The following is a 16,867-nucleotide window of genomic DNA, read 5'->3' on the forward strand; positions in this document are numbered from 1 at the left end:
TTCTCTGATTATTCGGTTGTTTGTGAAATTTGTTTAAGGAAATCCTGCACTAGCCCCAAATCCCGTGTTCTGGGAATTGGAGGTAAGCTGGCAAGAAATACGCCGCCATATTCGCGTGTCACTAAGCGATTATCACAAATGATCAGCGCACCTTTGTCTTTTTTATCTCGGATTAAGCGACCAACCCCTTGCTTAAGGGTAATCACGGCATCCGGTATCTGGACCTGTGAAAATGGGTCCCCACCTTTAAGCTGGCAATCTTCTATCCGCGCTTTAAGTAGCGGGTCGTCGGGTGCTGTGAAAGGTAATTTATCGATAATAACACAGCTCAGTGTGTCACCTCTAACATCAATCCCTTCCCAAAATGCACCTGTCGCCACCAGCAAAGCATTACCCAGTTCCATAAACTCTGCCAGTGTTTTTTGTTTACTGGTTTCACCTTGCATTAGCACTGGAATGCTCAAACGCTCACGGAACCTCTCACCGAGTTCCCGCATCATGCTATGCGAGGTACAAAGGAAAAAACAGCGCCCCTGATTCTGCTCAATCAAAGGGCCGAGCATGCGAACAAGCTTATCCGCCATACCCGGACTATTCGGCTCAGGAAGGTAACGCGGCACACATAACCTTGCCTGACTCTGATAATCAAATGGACTTGGCAAAGACATTTCCGTCTGAGGTTTTAGGCCCAACCGAGAAGTAAAATGACCGAAATCCCCTTTTACCCCTAAAGTAGCGGAAGTAAATACCCACGCCCCTTGCTTTAACTCGATCTGTTCCTGAAATTTGTCTGATACCGAAAGCGGGGTGATATGAAGACTAAAATGACGCGGAGTCGTATCGTACCAGTAAGAGTATCCCGTAATGGAAACCTCACAAATTCGTTCCAGTCTCGCTTGAATTGTGCTGGCTCGTTCATACGCCGTATCCAACAGTTGGCTCCGACCCAATGCTAATTTGAGTACTTCGAGACAAAAATCCAGCGACTCACGTAATCTTTCTAGTTCTCTGGCAATTGAGGGAGATTGAATCGCTTCACGCCAGTTACCTCGGAAACCTGGTTCACCGAGGGCAATTCTTAAGTCCATCGCAGTTTGCAGCAATTTTTCGCTGATCTTCTGCAATTGGCGCATGTCTTTTGCTTCGGTGCGATAACCTATTTCAATATCCTTACAAAGCTCCTGAATCTGACGACTAGAGAGAGACTGACCAAAGTACTGACTGGCAATATCAGGTAACTGATGAGCTTCGTCGAAGATAAACACTTCCGCTTCTGGTATCAGCTCCCCAAACCCCGTTTCTTTTATCGCTAAATCGGCCAAAAATAGATGATGATTGACGACCACAACGTCCGCATCCATGGCTTTTTTGCGAGCCTTAAGAACAAAACAATCTTGGTAACTTGGACACTCTTTACCTAAGCAATTGTCGTTGGTTGAAGTAATCGTTGGGATAACTGGGCTGTCTTCTGCGATTTCGTCACAATCGCCTAAATCGCCAGTTTTGGTCTCACTCGCCCATGAGCGGACTTTGACCAACTGACTGAGCAGCGCTGGATCCGCATGGTGTCCATGACTTTCAACCATTTGTCGACTAAGACGGTCAAGACACAAGTAATTTGCTCGCCCCTTAAGTAACGCCACTTGACCGTAAAAGCCCAGTGCGTCCGTCATCAAGGGTAAATCACGATGAAACAACTGTTCTTGGAGGTTTTTCGAACCGGTACTAATGATGGTTTTTTTACCACTCAGTAATGCAGGAACCAGATAAGCGAAGGTTTTCCCTGTCCCGGTTCCGGCTTCAATAACGACTTGCTGGTCACTTTTAATTGCTTTAACCACAGATTCAGCCATATCAAGCTGAGCCTGTCGGGGTTGGAACCCAGGAATCGCTTTACCTAGAGCACCATCTGCTGAGAACGTTTTCGAGATCATCAAGTAGTGTAATTTGAATTGAATGAGGTGACGAACGAGGGATTATGGCAGGTTTAGAGACTGGGCGCGAATGCAAATCGGATCCGCGCCAGTAGGCTACGTTATTGATGTGCAAGTTGTGTTAGCGACGGTTGAGATAACGTGATAACCACGCTGGGCCAGAAAACTCGTTGTGACTGTCCATCATGACACGAGCAGCTTCACTGGGCGACGCTTTGCTTTCCCACATTTCATTAAGCAGCGCTTCATTCATCTCGTGGTCACCGAGAAGCGCACTGACTCTCTCGGAATACAACTTACGTGCGAGTAGATCTTTATCCATACGAACCACCTGTCGTGCTAAAAGCTGACAATTTTTGAACAAATTCGCCGAGCTAATCGGTTAACTCGGATTAATTGTTGAAACCTTTTTAATATTAGTTTAATTGTAGCTTCCATATTGTGGAGCGCTTCACCGTTCGACGCTCGGCAAAAAATTCAGAATGCGAAAAAAATAAATCACGGAAGTTTTAACCCAATGGAAAAGAAAACACTGCTCACTCATTGTACCGATGCACCAGGCCTGATTTCTAAAATCACCAATATTTGTTATAAGCACCAACTCAACATCATTCATAATAATGAATTTGTCGATAATACTAGCGGCCATTTTTTCATGCGGACCGAACTGGAGGGTTATTTCAATGATCAAACCTTCCTTGCCGACCTAGATCAGGCTCTACCGCAAGGTGCTAAAAGAAAGTTGATTGGCCCAAACCGCAAGCGCGTTGTTATTCTCGTCACCAAAGAAGCACACTGTATTGGTGATATTCTGATGAAAAATTTCGATGGCAGCCTAGACGTTGATATTGCTGCAGTAGTGGGTAACTACGATACGCTTAAAAGTCTGACAGAGAAGTTTGATATTCCATATCATTGCGTCTCTCACGAGGGGTTAAATCGGGAAGAACATGAGCAAAAAATGCTCGACGTCATCGATCAGTACAATGCGGACTATTTGGTCTTGGCTAAGTACATGCGCGTACTAACACCATCATTTGTCGAAAAATACCACCATAAGATCATTAACATCCATCATAGTTTTCTACCCGCTTTCATTGGTGCAAAGCCTTATCAACAAGCTTACGAGCGCGGCGTTAAAATCATTGGTGCAACCGCACACTTCGTCACCAATGACCTAGACGAAGGACCAATCATCAAGCAAGACGTGATTCCGGTCGACCATAACTTCAGCGCAAAGGATATGGCTCAGGCGGGAAGAGATGTTGAAAAGAATGTTCTGAGTAAAGCACTCAATAAAGTGATAAATGACCACGTATTTGTCTACGGCAACAAGACGGTCATTCTTTAGTCTTCCATCCCAAATGCCAAAAGACCTCCGATCGGAGGTCTTTTTTTAATGTTTGGCTTTCTTAGAGCTTCGCAGCCAATTCGACACCTTGCCTGATAGCACGTACAGCATCCAACTCGCCGGCATGATCGGCACCGCCTATGATATGTAGCTTGTCACCAAATTGCTGCCATTGATCCTCAAACGGTCTCACCGATTCCTGACCAGCACAGATAATGACTTTATCCACTTCAAGCAACTCGGATTTGCCATCATGGCTAATGTGCAAGCCAGTATCATCAATCTTGTCGTAGCTGACACCACCCACTAGATTGACTCCTCGTTTCTCTAGCGTACGTTTATGAATCCAGCCGGTGGTTTTACCCGGACCTTTGCCCACTTTGCCCTTGCGGCGCTGTAGAACCCAAACGTCTTTTTCGCTCAGAGATTCGGGATAGGGGTACAAACCACCCGGATGAGCGATCTCTTTATCAATCCCCCATTCGTGCAACCAGTCGTCTAAGTTATGACCAGCTGGCTCTGTAAGCATGGTGGCGACATCCACACCGATGCCACCCGCACCAACAATCGCAACTTTCTCACCAACGTAAGTTTTCTCTTTAATCAACGTCTGGTAATCAATCACCTTCTCTGGATTATCGATACCATCAATCTTGACTTTACGCGGCTCTACGCCTGATGCCATGACCACTTCGTCATACTCGGCCAATAGATCGAAATTTGCGTCCGTTTCAAGATGCAACTTCACGCCTGTCTCATCAATCTGGTTCGCAAAGTAACGGATGGTTTCGCGGAATTCCTCTTTTCCAGGGATTTGCATGGCTAAACGGAATTGACCACCGATCCTATCGTTACGTTCGAACAGGTCGACATGGTGGCCTCGCTTAGCCAGAGTCGTCGCACATGAAAGTCCGGCAGGACCAGCACCAACCACCGCAATATTCTTAGGCTTGTCGGTCGGGGTGATCACAAGCTCATCTTCACGACAAGCAAGTGGGTTTACCAGACAACTAGCTCGTTTACCTTTGAAGACATTGTCTAGACACGCTTGGTTGCAACCGATACAAGTATTAATCAAATGTGACTGTTTATTTTCGGCCTTAACGACAAAATGCGGGTCGGCAAGGAAAGGCCTTGCCATAGACACCATGTCAGCGTGACCACCGGAGAGAATACGCTCTGCTTCTTCCGGCGTATTGATACGGTTACAGGTGACAATCGGCACGTTGACATGTGGGCGCACTTTTTCCGTTACCCAAGTAAAGGCTCCTCGTGGCACTTGAGTTGCGATAGTCGGAACCCTTGCTTCATGCCAACCTATACCAGTGTTGATGATGGTCACGCCTGCTTTTTCGAGCTCTTTTGCCAGAGTAATCACTTCGTCAAACGTGCTGCCTTCCTCAACCAAGTCCAACATAGAAAGCCGGAAAATGATGATAAACTCCTCACCCACTTCCTTACGAATGGCCCGCACAACCTCTAGCGGCATACGCATGCGATTTTCGTAGCAACCACCCCACTCATCGTAGCGCATATTAGTGCGTTTACAGATGAACTGATTGATCAGATAGCCTTCTGAGCCCATCACTTCAACGCCATCATAGCCCGCAGACTGCGCCAACTTCGCGCTATTGGCAAACGCCCCGATGGTTTTGTGAATCTGACGAGGGCTCATTTCGCTTGGAGAAAATCGCGCAATCGGTGCTTTGATGGAAGAGGCACTTTGCGAAAACGGGTGCATCGCGTAACGCCCTGCATGGAGAAGCTGCAAAGCAATTTTGCCACCATGTTCGTGAACGGCTTCCGTCACGACTTTGTGTGCGCGGGCATGCTTAGGCTTACTGAATTCAGCACTAAACGGGTGTAAACGACCACGTAAGTTAGGCGAGAAACCACCGGTCACAATCAGACCGACACCACCTTTTGCACGCTCTGCATAAAAGGCAGCCAATTTCCCTAGACCTTCTTTATGCTCCTCCAGACCAGTGTGCATCGAGCCCATCAAGACTCGGTTTCTAATCTGAGTAAATCCTAGATCCAACGGCTTTAATAAGTTTGGGTACATGGCAGACATCACTTTATTATTTTACTCTGGTCTGACCACAATACGGCGAGTTGTAATAAAAATCAAACAAGCGTTTACATTTTTGTAACACCGATCAATCTTGCAGTTGTTTGGGTATACTAGTTTAAGTAGGATATAAGTTATCTGTATTTATAAGGTCTTAGACTATCAAGGCCTATACCTGCGCTAAGCGCAGCGGAGCCCTAATGAAAAAATTATTTAAGTTTATCGGTATGATCTTTAAAGGCATATGGAAGCTGATTACCTTTATTCGTCTTGCCCTAGTTAATCTTATCTTTCTTGCCACGATTGGCATTATTTACTTCATTTACACAAACGCAGAGTCCGCCATCCCGTCCGTCCCTAAAGAGTCTGCGTTAGTGCTCAATCTTTCTGGACCAATCGTTGAGCAATCAAGATATGTGAACCCAATGGACTCTTTCACTGGCTCGCTATTTGGTCAGGATATGCCAAGAGAAAACGTCTTGTTTGATATTGTTGAGTCAATACGCCATGCCAAAGACGACCCTAAGATCACTGGTATTGTGCTGGCTCTGCGTGACATGCCAGAAACCAACCTGACTAAACTGCGCTACATTGCGAAGGCTCTGAATGAGTTCAAAGCATCAGGCAAGCCTATTTACGCCGCGGGTGAGTTTTACAACCAAAGTCAGTATTACCTAGCCAGTTATGCCGACAAGATTTACCTAGCTCCAGATGGCGCTGTGCTGATTAAAGGCTACAGCGCATACTCAATGTACTACAAAACACTGTTAGAAAAGATTGATGTCAACACGCATGTTTTTCGTGTTGGTACCTATAAATCAGCCATTGAGCCTTTCGTACGCGATGATATGTCAGACGCGGCTAAAGAGTCTGCGTCACGCTGGCTGGGTCAATTGTGGGGGGCCTATGTCGATGACGTTGCCACTAATCGTCAGGTGTCAACCGAAACGCTGAACCCAAGCATGGAAGAGTTTTTAGCCTTGTTAAAAGAGCAAGATGGCGATTTGGCGGCCTTATCTCTTGAACTAGGCTTAGTGGATGAGCTGGCGACACGACAACAAGTACGTGCCGATTTGAGCGAGATATTTGGTAGCAATAGCGAAGACAGTTACAACTACGTCGATTACTACGAATACCAAACCACAATGAAGCCAACGTTCAATTTGTCGCAGGATGATATCGCAATTGTCGTCGCTAGTGGTGCCATCATGGATGGCTCTCAACCAAGAGGTACAACTGGCGGTGATACTGTCGCTGCACTTCTACGACAGGCACGTAACGATGAAAAAATCAAAGCGGTTGTTTTGCGGGTAGACAGCCCGGGTGGTAGCGCGTTTGCATCCGAAGTGATTCGCAATGAAATCGAAGCGCTGAAAGAAGCAGGCAAACCAGTGGTGGCCTCGATGTCGAGCTTAGCCGCTTCAGGAGGCTACTGGATTTCGATGGGCGCAGATCGTATTGTTGCACAACCAACGACGTTAACCGGCTCAATTGGTATCTTTAGTGTTATTACGACATTCGAAAAAGGCTTAAATAGACTCGGTGTATACACTGATGGAGTGGGAACTTCTCCGTTTTCAGGAGTCGGTATCACCACCGGCTTATCCGAAGGTGCCGCAGATGCTTTCCAAATGGGCATTGAACACGGCTATCATCGTTTTATCGGCTTAGTCAGTGAAAGCAGAAACATCCCATTGAAAGATATGGATAGTATCGCTCAGGGTCGCGTGTGGACGGGCCAAGATGCCGCGAAGTTCGGTCTGGTTGATAAAATGGGTGACTTTGATGATGCTGTTAAGTTGGCAGCGGAGCTGGCGAAAGTCGAAGAATATAACCTGTATTGGGTAGAAGAACCGTTGTCGCCTGCTGAGCAGTTCATCCAAGACTTCATGAATCAAGTCAAAGTCAATCTTGGTGTCGATGCCAGCGCATGGTTGCCTACCGCCCTGCAACCTGTAGCGGCACAAGTTGTTCAGGATGCCAGCTTACTGGACAGTTTCAATGATCCGAAAGGCCATTACGCATTCTGTCTAAACTGTCAGGTTCAGTAACGACTGATTCATCAACTGGATTGATCCTATCTGAGTATCTGGGGTATTCCTGTGCGGGGTACCCCTTTTTATTGCTACTGATTGATATATAATCCCACGCTCTGTTCCCCCTACAATTAACTGGTTTCTAAGCAATGGCAAGAAAACACATTTATATCGCTTACACTGGCGGAACCATCGGCATGAAAAAGTCAGATGATCACGGTTACGTTCCAGTGGCTGGATTCATGGAAAAACAACTGGCTAGCATGCCAGAGTTCCAGCGCCCAGAAATGCCAGAATTTACGATTCACGAATATGATCCGCTGATCGATTCATCCGACATGACACCGAAGGACTGGCAGCAAATCGCGGATGATATTCGCGAGAATTACGATAAATACGATGGTTTCGTTATTCTACATGGCACAGACACAATGGCATATACTGCCTCAGCACTGTCTTTCATGCTGGAAAACCTCGGCAAACCGGTGATTGTGACAGGCTCACAAATCCCGCTTGCGGAGCTGCGTTCAGATGGTCAAGCCAACCTGCTTAACGCACTACACATTGCAGCCAACTACCCAATCAACGAAGTCACTCTGTTCTTCAATAACAAATTGATGCGTGGTAACCGCAGTACGAAATCACACGCAGACGGCTTCAACGCCTTCACTTCTCCAAATTTACCACCGCTGTTAGAAGCGGGTATCAATATTCAGATCAGCAACGATATTGTCGTAGGTGAAAAGCCAGAAGGCGAATTCAAAATACATGACATTACACCTCAACCCATTGGCGTCATCACCATGTACCCGGGTATCTCACATGAGGTGATTCGTAATACACTGCTCCAGCCAGTCAACGCAATGATCCTACTGACCTTTGGCGTGGGCAATGCTCCGCAAAATCCGGAACTGCTCGCGCATCTCAAAGATGCTTCCGAGCGTGGCGTCATTGTCGTCAATCTCACTCAATGCTTAGCGGGTAAAGTCAACATGGGTGGTTATGCCACGGGCTGCGCACTGGCAGAAGCTGGCGTCATCAGCGGTTACGACATGACCCCAGAAGCGGCACTGGCCAAACTGCATTACCTCTTGAGTCAAAACCTGACTTACGAGCAAGTGAAAGTTCAAATGCAGAAAGTACTGCGCGGTGAAATGTCGATATAACAAACATCTTTTCCAAGAATAATGATAAAAAAGCCGACAAAATGTCGGCTTTTCTCTTTATTTCAGAGCTCTGATGAGACTCGTTCAGCTTGTTCTGGCTTGTGATTCAGTTCATCATACGCTTTTCAATAGCAATCAATTCCACCTTATGTACATTGATCATTTTATATGGGTTTGGCTACTATTCAGCGCTTCCATTCTGGCCGCATTTCTTAGAGCACAAACAGCCTCATTGAGTTTGCTTGCCGCAACTCTTTTCGGTGGCTTGATAGCTGGTGTATTATCGCCTCTAGGCTTGATTCTCGTCGTTACCTTTCTAGCAGTTACTTACTACCTCAAAAACAAGTCTTCGCTACCATCAGTGATACTCTCAACAGTTGTCATCATTGGGAGCCTCGCACTCTTTCTACATTTGGTGCCGGGTTTTAGCAATCCGCTAGTCCTTCAAAACGTGCAAGCTGGCGCTCTGAGTGCAGATTTCAGCATGTATTTAAACCTAGACAAACCTCTGGCCTTCTTCGCCCTTCTTTTGGCTTTCCCTGCGTTGTTAGGAGAAAAGCGCAAGGTCAATTATCGAACCGTGTTGTTGATATCAATCCCACTGTTCGCTTTACTGCCTATTGCATCAATGCTTGGAGCAATCAAACCTGAGTTCTCTATCCCCAGTTGGTGGTGGTTGTTCGCCTTTAACAATCTATTGTTCACCTGTGTCGCTGAAGAAGCCCTGTTCCGTGGCTATATTCAACAAAAGTTAACCAACAAGTATGGTGCCTATATCGGCGTTGTAGCCGCGAGTCTGTTATTTGGATTGGCACACTTTGCAGGCGGCCCACTATTCGTTGTTTTCGCGTCACTAGCTGGGCTTGGCTACGGCTTGATCTTCCATACCACAGGAAGATTATGGGCTGCAGTTTTGGTGCATTTTCTTCTTAACTTCAGTCACTTACTTTTTTACACCTACCCGATTCTTCGTGGATAATAAACAGATACAAAAAAGCCAGCTCACTTGAGCTGGCTTTTTGGTGTTTATTTGAGATTAACCGATGTGCGTTACGCCGCCCATGTACTTCTGCAGTACAGCAGGGATTGCGATACGGCCATCTGCTTCTTGATTGTTTTCAAGAATCGCAACCATAGTACGACCCACAGCCAACCCTGAACCGTTTAGCGTGTGCACTAGCTCTGGTTTCTTCTCGCCTTTACGACGGAAGCGAGCTTGCATACGACGAGCTTGGAAATCCCACATGTTTGAACATGAAGAAATCTCACGGTACGTCTCTTGCGCAGGAACCCAAACTTCAAGGTCATAAGTTTTACGAGCACCAAAGCCCATATCACCTGTACATAGAATCACTTTACGGTAAGGAAGCTCAAGTAGTTGTAGCACCTTCTCAGCATGACCTGTTAGCTCTTCAAGTGCTGCCATTGACTCTTCTGGCTTGGTGATTTGTACTAGCTCAACTTTGTCGAACTGGTGCATACGAATCAGGCCACGAGTATCACGACCGTAAGAACCTGCTTCAGAACGGAAACACGGTGTGTGCGCCGTCATCTTCAATGGCAGATCGGCTTCATCAGAAATAGTGTCACGCACCATGTTGGTTACCGGTACTTCTGCCGTTGGGATAAGGGAGAGTTTACGTGGCTCTTCATCATTCACTTTTTCAGTCAACGGTTCAGTGTGGAATAGATCTTCACCAAATTTAGGTAACTGACCAGTACCAAACAAGCTGTCAGAATTCACTAAATAAGGCATGTACATTTCTGTATAGCCATGCTCATCTGTGTGAAGATCAAGCATAAACTGCGCAATCGCGCGGTGCAAACGCGCAAATTGACCTTTCATCACGATAAAGCGAGCACCGGTGATCTTTGTTGCGCTAGCGAAATCTAGGCCATCGCCCATTTCACCTAAATCAACGTGATCTTTTACTTCAAAATCGTAAGATTTAGGCTCACCCCAACGAGAGATTTCAACATTCTCGTTTTCATCTTTGCCATCTGGCACTTCATCGTCTGGCAGGTTTGGTACAGACAAGGTGATGTCTTCCAATTTGTTCTGGATTTCCACCAGCTCAGCTTTTTTCGCTTCCAGATCGCTACCTAACGTACCAATCTGTTTTTTAATCTCTTCAGCACCTTCTTTGTCTCCAGCCGCCATTTTCTGACCAATTTGCTTGGAGATGGAGTTACGCGTGGATTGTAAATTTTCAACTTCTACTTGAATGGACTTGCGTTGTTCTTCAAGTGTACGGATTGTCTCTACGTCTAGCTTAAAGCCACGACGCGCCAGTTTAGCAGCTGTTTCATCCAGCTCTGTACGAAGTAATTTAGAATCCAGCATTGTTAATCCTATGCTTTTTTGGTTGTGAAAGTGCGTCCAAACTTCATGCTCAAACGCTTTTATAATTAACCGAACAAATGTATCCAAAAAAGACGCTTATTCATAGCGCTTTTGTGGGCTTTTTGCATCTAAACTAGCCAAGTAATCTAACTTTTCGCCAATTTTCGCCTCTAAGCCTCGGTTTGTAGGAGAATAGTAACGAGTCTCTGCCATTTCTGGTGGTAGATATTCCTCTCCAGCCGCATAAGCACCGGGTTCGTCATGAGCGTAACGATATTCCGCTCCATAACCGAGATCTTTCATTAAACTTGTCGGTGCATTGCGAAGATGAGGCGGTACTTCGTACTCAGGTTGATGGTGGGCATCACGCAGGGCCTGTTTCCAAGCGGTATAAACCGCATTACTTTTCGGAGCACAGGCAAGATAAACAATAGCCTGGGCAATGGCTCTCTCACCTTCTGCTGGGCCCACTCTGGTAAAACAGTCCCACGCCGACAACGCGACCTGCATTGCGCGCGGATCCGCATTGCCGATGTCCTCAGACGCAATCGCCAGCAATCGGCGAGCAATATACAAAGGGTCACAACCTGCGGTAATCATACGTGCTGACCAGTACAGTGCCGCATCCGGATTCGAGCCACGAATCGATTTATGCACTGCAGAAATCAAGTCGTACCAAATGTCCCCCTTGTTATCAAAGCGCGAGACTTTTTCGCCAGCCACTTCAGCAAGGAGTTCTATCGTGATTTGCTTGACGCCCTTATCGTCCTCTTGCGCCATATCATACAGTAGCTCAAGATAGTTAAGTGACATGCGCGCATCGCCATTCACTAACTCGGATAAGCGATCCAGTACGTTATCGGCGAAATGGGCTTCAAACTGACCTAAACCACGCTCAACATCATAAATGGCTTGTTCTAGTGCTAAACGGATATCTTGCTGAGCCAAAGAGGTAAGCTTGTAAACCCGAGCACGAGACAGCAAAGCGTTGTTAAGTTCAAAGGAGGGATTCTCCGTCGTCGCGCCAATAAAAGTCACAGTACCATCTTCAATATGAGGGAGAAACGCGTCTTGTTGGGATTTGTTAAAGCGATGAACCTCGTCAACGAATAAAATCGTTCTGCGGCCACCCAATTTATTTTCACGCGCTTTGTCTATTGCGGCCCGAATGTCTTTGACCCCAGACGTCACCGCAGAGACACGCTCGACTTCTGCATTGGCGTAGTTCGCTGCCACTTCCGCCAGCGTCGTTTTCCCCGTGCCAGGCGGCCCCCAAAGGATCATTGAATGAATATGCCCCGCTTCCAACGCACGGCGCAGAGGTTTACCCAGTCCAAGAATATGTTGCTGACCTATGTATTGGTCCAGCGTTTCTGGACGCATTCTTGCAGCAAGGGGACGAAAGTCGTCGTCCCCTGAAAAATCCAATGAATAGTTGCTCACTATTAATTCCTTTGGTCGTCGACCTCTACCCCTTCAGGAATAGTAAAGGTAAAGCGATCAGCACTCGGCTTAACCAATTTGATGTTATTGAACTTGAAGGTACTTTTCTGACCGTCTTGCTCTATGACACTAAAGCCTTGCACAGCGCCTTTGCGATCAATCTCTAGCTTAAACTGGCCCTGATTGGTGTCGACAGCAGTAGGAACCAAGGTAAACACATCGCCCTGTTGTGACACTGTGTAGTTGGCCCAGTCACTAGCGCGGTTGCGAGTAAGCAGAACAAAAGGGGTTTGTTCCGTGGCTTGCTCCTGCCAATAAATGCTGACCTGTTCTATGAAAGGACTGTAATACCACAGAGATTCACCATCAGAAACTAAGACATTCTCATCTGGTGACGTCGTTGTCCAACGGAAAAGGCTTGGACGCGCAATTTCGACTTTACCTTCACCCTCTGTCAACATTTCCCCTTCAGGGCTGATCAACTGCTGTGAAAAGTCCGCACTAAACCCGTCAGTCAGTTGCAGTCGCTGGCTCAATTCATCCTTGGGAGCTGCAATAACGGAGAAGCTAAGGAAAAACAACGCGGCTAATTTCTTCATTCTTTATCATCCTATTGCGTCGTGAATACGACGTTATACCTCGGTTTCGATACCATTTTGACCGGGTAAAGTTTACTTTGTTCTACTGACCGCAACACTGTTTGAATTTTTTACCGCTACCACACGGGCAAATGTCGTTACGCCCGATATCTTTAAATGGGTTTACACTTTGTGCTTTGGCACCAACCATGGCTTCATCGGCCGCTTGCGCAACTTCGTTAATCATCAAATCCAGCTGACCAAGAAAGTCATTCAGAGTTGGAGGCGTTTCAATACCTGCCTCTTTCATTTGTGCTTGAGTCTGCTCTTCATCGATTGCCAACATCATTGTGGTAAGCAAAGCTTGTAGCATGCGTAATGTCCCATCGCCGATAGACGTTTCCGCCCATTGCTCTTCGATGGTGGGCCAGAGCATCATAAACCCTTCAGCAAAATCTGCGAGCTGCTCGTCACGCTGCTCTTCATCCAACAAGGACAGCAAAGAATATTCATTACGCTTTAAATAACTGTATTGCTGATTTATATGACCTTCAACCCCCGCTTTAATAGCCTGTGTTTGCTCAGAGAAAAGGCTAGGCAACCAACTTTCTGGCGCAAGTGGCTTTGTCGCCAAATTTGCCGCCAAAGTGACGCCTTCAAGGTACAGTGCAGATTCTTCAGTTTGGGATGGTTCAAGTGTCAGTAGTTGATAAGTCATTATCTGATTCAGTGTTGCAAGATTCTCGCGCCATTATAACCCTATGCATCGCTGCGGGTCACTCAAGTCTTGATAAGTTACGTGTACGGCCCTAGTTCATCCATCAGCGAAATTCATATGCATTTTAGTGACCACCTGCTCCGATCTTGCTTTCTAATGTACGAATAGAAGCTTTCACAAATCAGGACTCGTCCTTTGCTTTAAGCTGATAAAAGTGAAATCAAAGTTTTCACGCTCAAATCCAATACTGTTGCCATTATGGATTGATTGATAAACACATCAGAGTATAGTTGCCACTTTCAACACACCATAAGAGGAAGTGAACACCTGTGTTAATGACGCCGCCCTAAATGCTCCACCCCTCTACAGCTTTCACAGCTAACCGAGCACAATACTAGCCCATAGTATCTTGCTCATTCGCTCCGTTTGTTAAACAACCGCCTTCATTTGGCTGTTTAATCACGCTAAAACTTTATCAAAGAAGCACCTACTCTCACTTCAGTTCTATTTCTGATGCGTTTTGCCGTGCCTAAATTGAGAATTCAATGTACCAAAATATGAAACTTGATTGGATGTCTAACATCCGAGGTGATCTACTTGCAGGTCTCGTTGTTGCGCTTGCTTTAATTCCAGAAGCTATCGCCTTTTCAATCATCGCGGGCGTCGACCCTAAAGTCGGACTATATGCCTCTTTCAGCATTTCCGTTGTGATTGCGTTTACTGGCGGACGATCAGGGATGGTTTCCGCGGCCACGGGGGCCATGGCATTGTTAATGGTCACCTTAGTCAAAGAGCATGGGTTAGAATATTTACTAGCCGTTACCGTGCTGACTGGCATACTGCAAATTTTAGCCGGATATTTAAAGCTTGGTAGTCTCATGCGCTTTGTTTCACGTTCCGTTGTGACTGGCTTTGTTAATGCTCTTGCTATCTTAATTTTCCTTGCTCAACTGCCGGAACTCATCGACGTAACTTGGCAAGTATATGCGATGACTGTCGGCGGACTTGGTATCATTTACCTGTTCCCGTACCTCCCCTTTATTGGTAAACGAATACCTTCACCTTTGGTGTGTATCATCACTCTGACGGTAATCAAAATCTGGTTCGAAATTGATATTCGTACCGTCGGTGATATGGGTACCTTACCCGATACCTTACCTATTTTCTTATGGCCTGATGTACCTCTCAATTTAAAAACCTTGTCTATCATTTTTCCCTACGCCGTTGGACTTGCTCTAGTAGGTTTATTGGAATCGATGATGACAGCTACGATTGTTGACGACCTTACCGAAACAAGCAGTGATAAAAACCGAGAATGTAAAGGCCAAGGTATGGCCAACATTTTTACAGGCCTGCTTGGCGGCATGGCTGGGTGTGCGATGATAGGGCAATCCATGATCAATATTAAGTCAGGTGGTCGAGGAAGATTGTCGACGCTATCTGCTGGTGTGTTCTTGCTTATAATCGTTGTGTTTCTTAGCCCATGGCTAAATCAAGTCCCAATGGCGGCACTTGTCGCTGTGATGATTATGGTTGCCATCAGTACATTTTCATGGAGCTCAATTCGCGACATCAAGAAGCACCCTTTATCGACTAATATAGTGATGCTTGCTACCGTCTTTATTGTTGTAGCTACACACAACTTAGCAATAGGTGTACTGGTTGGTGTGCTACTAGCATCGTTATTCTTCGCAAACAAAATCAGTCGAATGATGATAATCAAAACGGACATCACACAGAAGAACCACCGCAGATACATGGTTATCGGGCAAGTCTTTTTCGTTTCATCAGAGAAGTTTATTGAATTGTTTGATCTAAAAGAAGTCGTTGAATCAGTAGTGATCGATTTGTCAAAGGCACACTTTTGGGATGTAACCTCGGTTTCAGCGCTAGACAAAGTTATCGTTAAATTTCGACTTCAAGGCACACATGTGGAGTTGATCGGAATGAACCAAGCCACGCGCACCTTAGTCGAAAAATTTGGTGTGCACGACAAGCCCGAACAGGTTGAAAAGTTATTGGTCGGGCATTAATTGATAAAGCCCGTACGGAGTTACTGGCGTTAGGTTACCCTTCAACAAAGGGCTTCCTAGAAAAGGCGATTGGTAGAAATCATGCTGAGTTGTTAGACATCTTGTCACTAAGCCTCTAAAATCACGCCTCCGAATTTGGAGGCGTTGTTATGCGAGTTGTTCTGGGCCCTATGGAGGGCGTTTTAGACCATTTGATGCGAGAGATATTAACTGACATCAATGACTATGATCTGTGTGTCACAGAATTCGTTCGCGTGGTCGATCAGTTGTTGCCTGAACACGTATTCTATCGCCTCTGCCCAGAGCTAAAGCAAGGCTCACACACCAAATCCGGTGTCCCGGTTCATATCCAACTGTTGGGACAAGACCCACATTGGATGGCTGAAAATGCAATTCGCGCCGCTGAACTTGGAGCAAAAGGCGTTGATATCAACTTCGGCTGCCCAGCAAAACTAGTAAACAAAAGTAAAGGCGGAGCGGCTCTACTGCAACACCCTGAGCTTATTCATCGCGTAGTCAAGGCGTGTCGTGAAGCTGTTCCAGAAAGCACACCACTGACAGCGAAAATTCGCCTTGGTTGGGATAACCCAGAAGACTGCTTCGAGATCGTAGATGCGATTCAAAGCGCTGGGGCAGACGAACTCACCGTTCACGCACGCACAAAAACCGGTGGTTATAAGGCGAGCGAAATTAAGTGGGACTATATTAACCAGATTCGTCAACGCTTTACTATTCCATTGATTGCGAATGGCGAGATTTGGAACCACCAAGATGGCCAAGCCTGCATCGAAACCACCGGGGTCGATTCTATAATGGTATGCCGTGGTGCGTTCAATGTGCCTAATTTGGGCAATGTAGTTAAGCACAATCACACCGTGATGCCATGGACAGATGTGGTCAAACTGCTGTTGCTTTACTCGCAATACGAAATGAAAGGCGATAAAGGCCTCTACTACCCAAATCGAGTCAAGCAATGGTTCTCCTACTTACGTCATGAGTACCCAGAGGCCAACGAGCTCTTTCGTGAAATTCGTACCTTTAATAAGGCTGAGCCGATTGTAGAACGTATTACGGAATATCAAACTCAGTTAAGTGTGGCCTAAAACACCAACCTGTTTTTGCCTCTATTTTTGACCCTATAAAACTTTTCGTCCGCGACTTTGATTAAGCGTTCAAAGTCGCAGTTTTCTTCC

Annotated in this window: 13 protein-coding genes; 6 read left to right on the forward strand and 7 right to left on the reverse strand. The window is 46.2% G+C overall.

The features are described 5' to 3' along the window. Positions 1-8: 8 nt before the first annotated feature. Together KW548_13765 and KW548_13770 are read right to left on the reverse strand one after the other, a co-directional pair. Positions 9-1,934 carry an ATP-dependent DNA helicase gene (locus KW548_13765; GenBank protein QXX06162.1) on the reverse strand — a complete coding sequence of 642 codons (1,926 nt, stop codon included), beginning with the start codon at positions 1,932-1,934 and terminating at the stop codon, positions 9-11. A 121-nt stretch (positions 1,935-2,055) separates the two neighbouring features. After that, positions 2,056-2,256 carry a hypothetical protein gene (locus KW548_13770; GenBank protein ID QXX06163.1) on the reverse strand — a complete coding sequence of 67 codons (201 nt, stop codon included), beginning with the start codon at positions 2,254-2,256 and terminating at the stop codon, positions 2,056-2,058. A gap of 195 nt (positions 2,257-2,451) precedes the next feature. On the opposite strand from KW548_13770, the gene purU reads away from it, so the two are divergent. Further along, positions 2,452-3,285, forward strand: a complete 834-nt coding sequence (gene purU / locus KW548_13775) for a formyltetrahydrofolate deformylase (protein ID QXX06164.1) — start codon at positions 2,452-2,454, stop codon at positions 3,283-3,285. A 61-nt stretch (positions 3,286-3,346) separates the two neighbouring features. On the opposite strand, the gene KW548_13780 is transcribed toward purU, so the two are convergent. Beyond that, positions 3,347-5,359 carry an FAD-dependent oxidoreductase gene (locus tag KW548_13780; protein QXX06165.1) on the reverse strand — a complete coding sequence of 671 codons (2,013 nt, stop codon included), beginning with the start codon at positions 5,357-5,359 and terminating at the stop codon, positions 3,347-3,349. 197 nt (positions 5,360-5,556) lie between these two features. On the opposite strand from KW548_13780, the gene sppA reads away from it, so the two are divergent. From sppA to KW548_13795, 3 genes are all read left to right on the forward strand, one after another. Then, positions 5,557-7,407 (forward strand): signal peptide peptidase SppA, encoded by a 1,851-nt coding sequence (gene sppA / locus KW548_13785; protein QXX06166.1) that lies wholly within the window; start codon positions 5,557-5,559, stop codon positions 7,405-7,407. 134 nt (positions 7,408-7,541) lie between these two features. Continuing rightward, positions 7,542-8,558: an asparaginase gene (gene ansA, locus KW548_13790; protein ID QXX06167.1), complete on the forward strand. Its 1,017-nt coding sequence runs from the start codon at positions 7,542-7,544 to the stop codon at positions 8,556-8,558. Positions 8,559-8,706: 148 nt separating this feature from the next. After that, the gene (locus tag KW548_13795; GenBank protein ID QXX08076.1) at positions 8,707-9,537 is read left to right on the forward strand and encodes a CPBP family intramembrane metalloprotease; all 831 of its coding nucleotides are present in this window, start codon (positions 8,707-8,709) and stop codon (positions 9,535-9,537) included. A gap of 57 nt (positions 9,538-9,594) precedes the next feature. Here the strand turns inward: KW548_13795 and serS are convergent, their stop codons facing one another. The 4 genes from serS to KW548_13815 all read right to left on the reverse strand — a co-directional run bounded on the left by serS (position 9,595) and on the right by KW548_13815 (position 13,641). Then, the gene (gene serS, locus KW548_13800) at positions 9,595-10,902 is read right to left on the reverse strand and encodes a serine--tRNA ligase (GenBank protein ID QXX06168.1); all 1,308 of its coding nucleotides are present in this window, start codon (positions 10,900-10,902) and stop codon (positions 9,595-9,597) included. Between the two features lie 96 nt (positions 10,903-10,998). Further along, entirely contained in the window at positions 10,999-12,345 is a 1,347-nt protein-coding gene (locus KW548_13805) for a replication-associated recombination protein A (protein QXX06169.1), read from the reverse strand. Between the two features lie 2 nt (positions 12,346-12,347). After that, complete coding sequence (lolA, locus tag KW548_13810; protein ID QXX06170.1) at positions 12,348-12,944, reverse strand: outer membrane lipoprotein chaperone LolA; 597 nt, start codon at positions 12,942-12,944, stop codon at positions 12,348-12,350. 82 nt (positions 12,945-13,026) lie between these two features. Further along, complete coding sequence (locus KW548_13815; GenBank protein QXX06171.1) at positions 13,027-13,641, reverse strand: YecA family protein; 615 nt, start codon at positions 13,639-13,641, stop codon at positions 13,027-13,029. Between the two features lie 545 nt (positions 13,642-14,186). On the opposite strand from KW548_13815, the gene KW548_13820 reads away from it, so the two are divergent. Both KW548_13820 and dusC read left to right on the forward strand, forming a co-directional pair. Then, complete coding sequence (locus KW548_13820; protein ID QXX06172.1) at positions 14,187-15,674, forward strand: SulP family inorganic anion transporter; 1,488 nt, start codon at positions 14,187-14,189, stop codon at positions 15,672-15,674. Between the two features lie 149 nt (positions 15,675-15,823). Beyond that, positions 15,824-16,777: a tRNA dihydrouridine(16) synthase DusC gene (dusC, locus tag KW548_13825; GenBank protein QXX06173.1), complete on the forward strand. Its 954-nt coding sequence runs from the start codon at positions 15,824-15,826 to the stop codon at positions 16,775-16,777. The last annotated feature ends 90 nt before the right edge of the window (positions 16,778-16,867 follow it).

It is taken from the genome of Vibrio neptunius (genome assembly GCA_019339365.1).
In the GTDB taxonomy this organism is placed as follows: Bacteria; Pseudomonadota; Gammaproteobacteria; order Enterobacterales; family Vibrionaceae; genus Vibrio; species Vibrio neptunius.

Coding starts and splice junctions, on each gene's coding strand:
- KW548_13765 (QXX06162.1), bottom strand. CDS start 1,934: ATGATCTCGAAAACGTTCTCAGCAGATGGTGCTCTAGGTAAAGCGATT.
- KW548_13770 (QXX06163.1), bottom strand. CDS start 2,256: ATGGATAAAGATCTACTCGCACGTAAGTTGTATTCCGAGAGAGTCAGT.
- purU (QXX06164.1), top strand. CDS start 2,452: ATGGAAAAGAAAACACTGCTCACTCATTGTACCGATGCACCAGGCCTG.
- KW548_13780 (QXX06165.1), bottom strand. CDS start 5,359: ATGTCTGCCATGTACCCAAACTTATTAAAGCCGTTGGATCTAGGATTT.
- sppA (QXX06166.1), top strand. CDS start 5,557: ATGAAAAAATTATTTAAGTTTATCGGTATGATCTTTAAAGGCATATGG.
- ansA (QXX06167.1), top strand. CDS start 7,542: ATGGCAAGAAAACACATTTATATCGCTTACACTGGCGGAACCATCGGC.
- KW548_13795 (QXX08076.1), top strand. CDS start 8,707: ATGTACATTGATCATTTTATATGGGTTTGGCTACTATTCAGCGCTTCC.
- serS (QXX06168.1), bottom strand. CDS start 10,902: ATGCTGGATTCTAAATTACTTCGTACAGAGCTGGATGAAACAGCTGCT.
- lolA (QXX06170.1), bottom strand. CDS start 12,944: ATGAAGAAATTAGCCGCGTTGTTTTTCCTTAGCTTCTCCGTTATTGCA.
- KW548_13815 (QXX06171.1), bottom strand. CDS start 13,641: ATGACTTATCAACTACTGACACTTGAACCATCCCAAACTGAAGAATCT.
- KW548_13820 (QXX06172.1), top strand. CDS start 14,187: ATGTACCAAAATATGAAACTTGATTGGATGTCTAACATCCGAGGTGAT.
- dusC (QXX06173.1), top strand. CDS start 15,824: ATGCGAGTTGTTCTGGGCCCTATGGAGGGCGTTTTAGACCATTTGATG.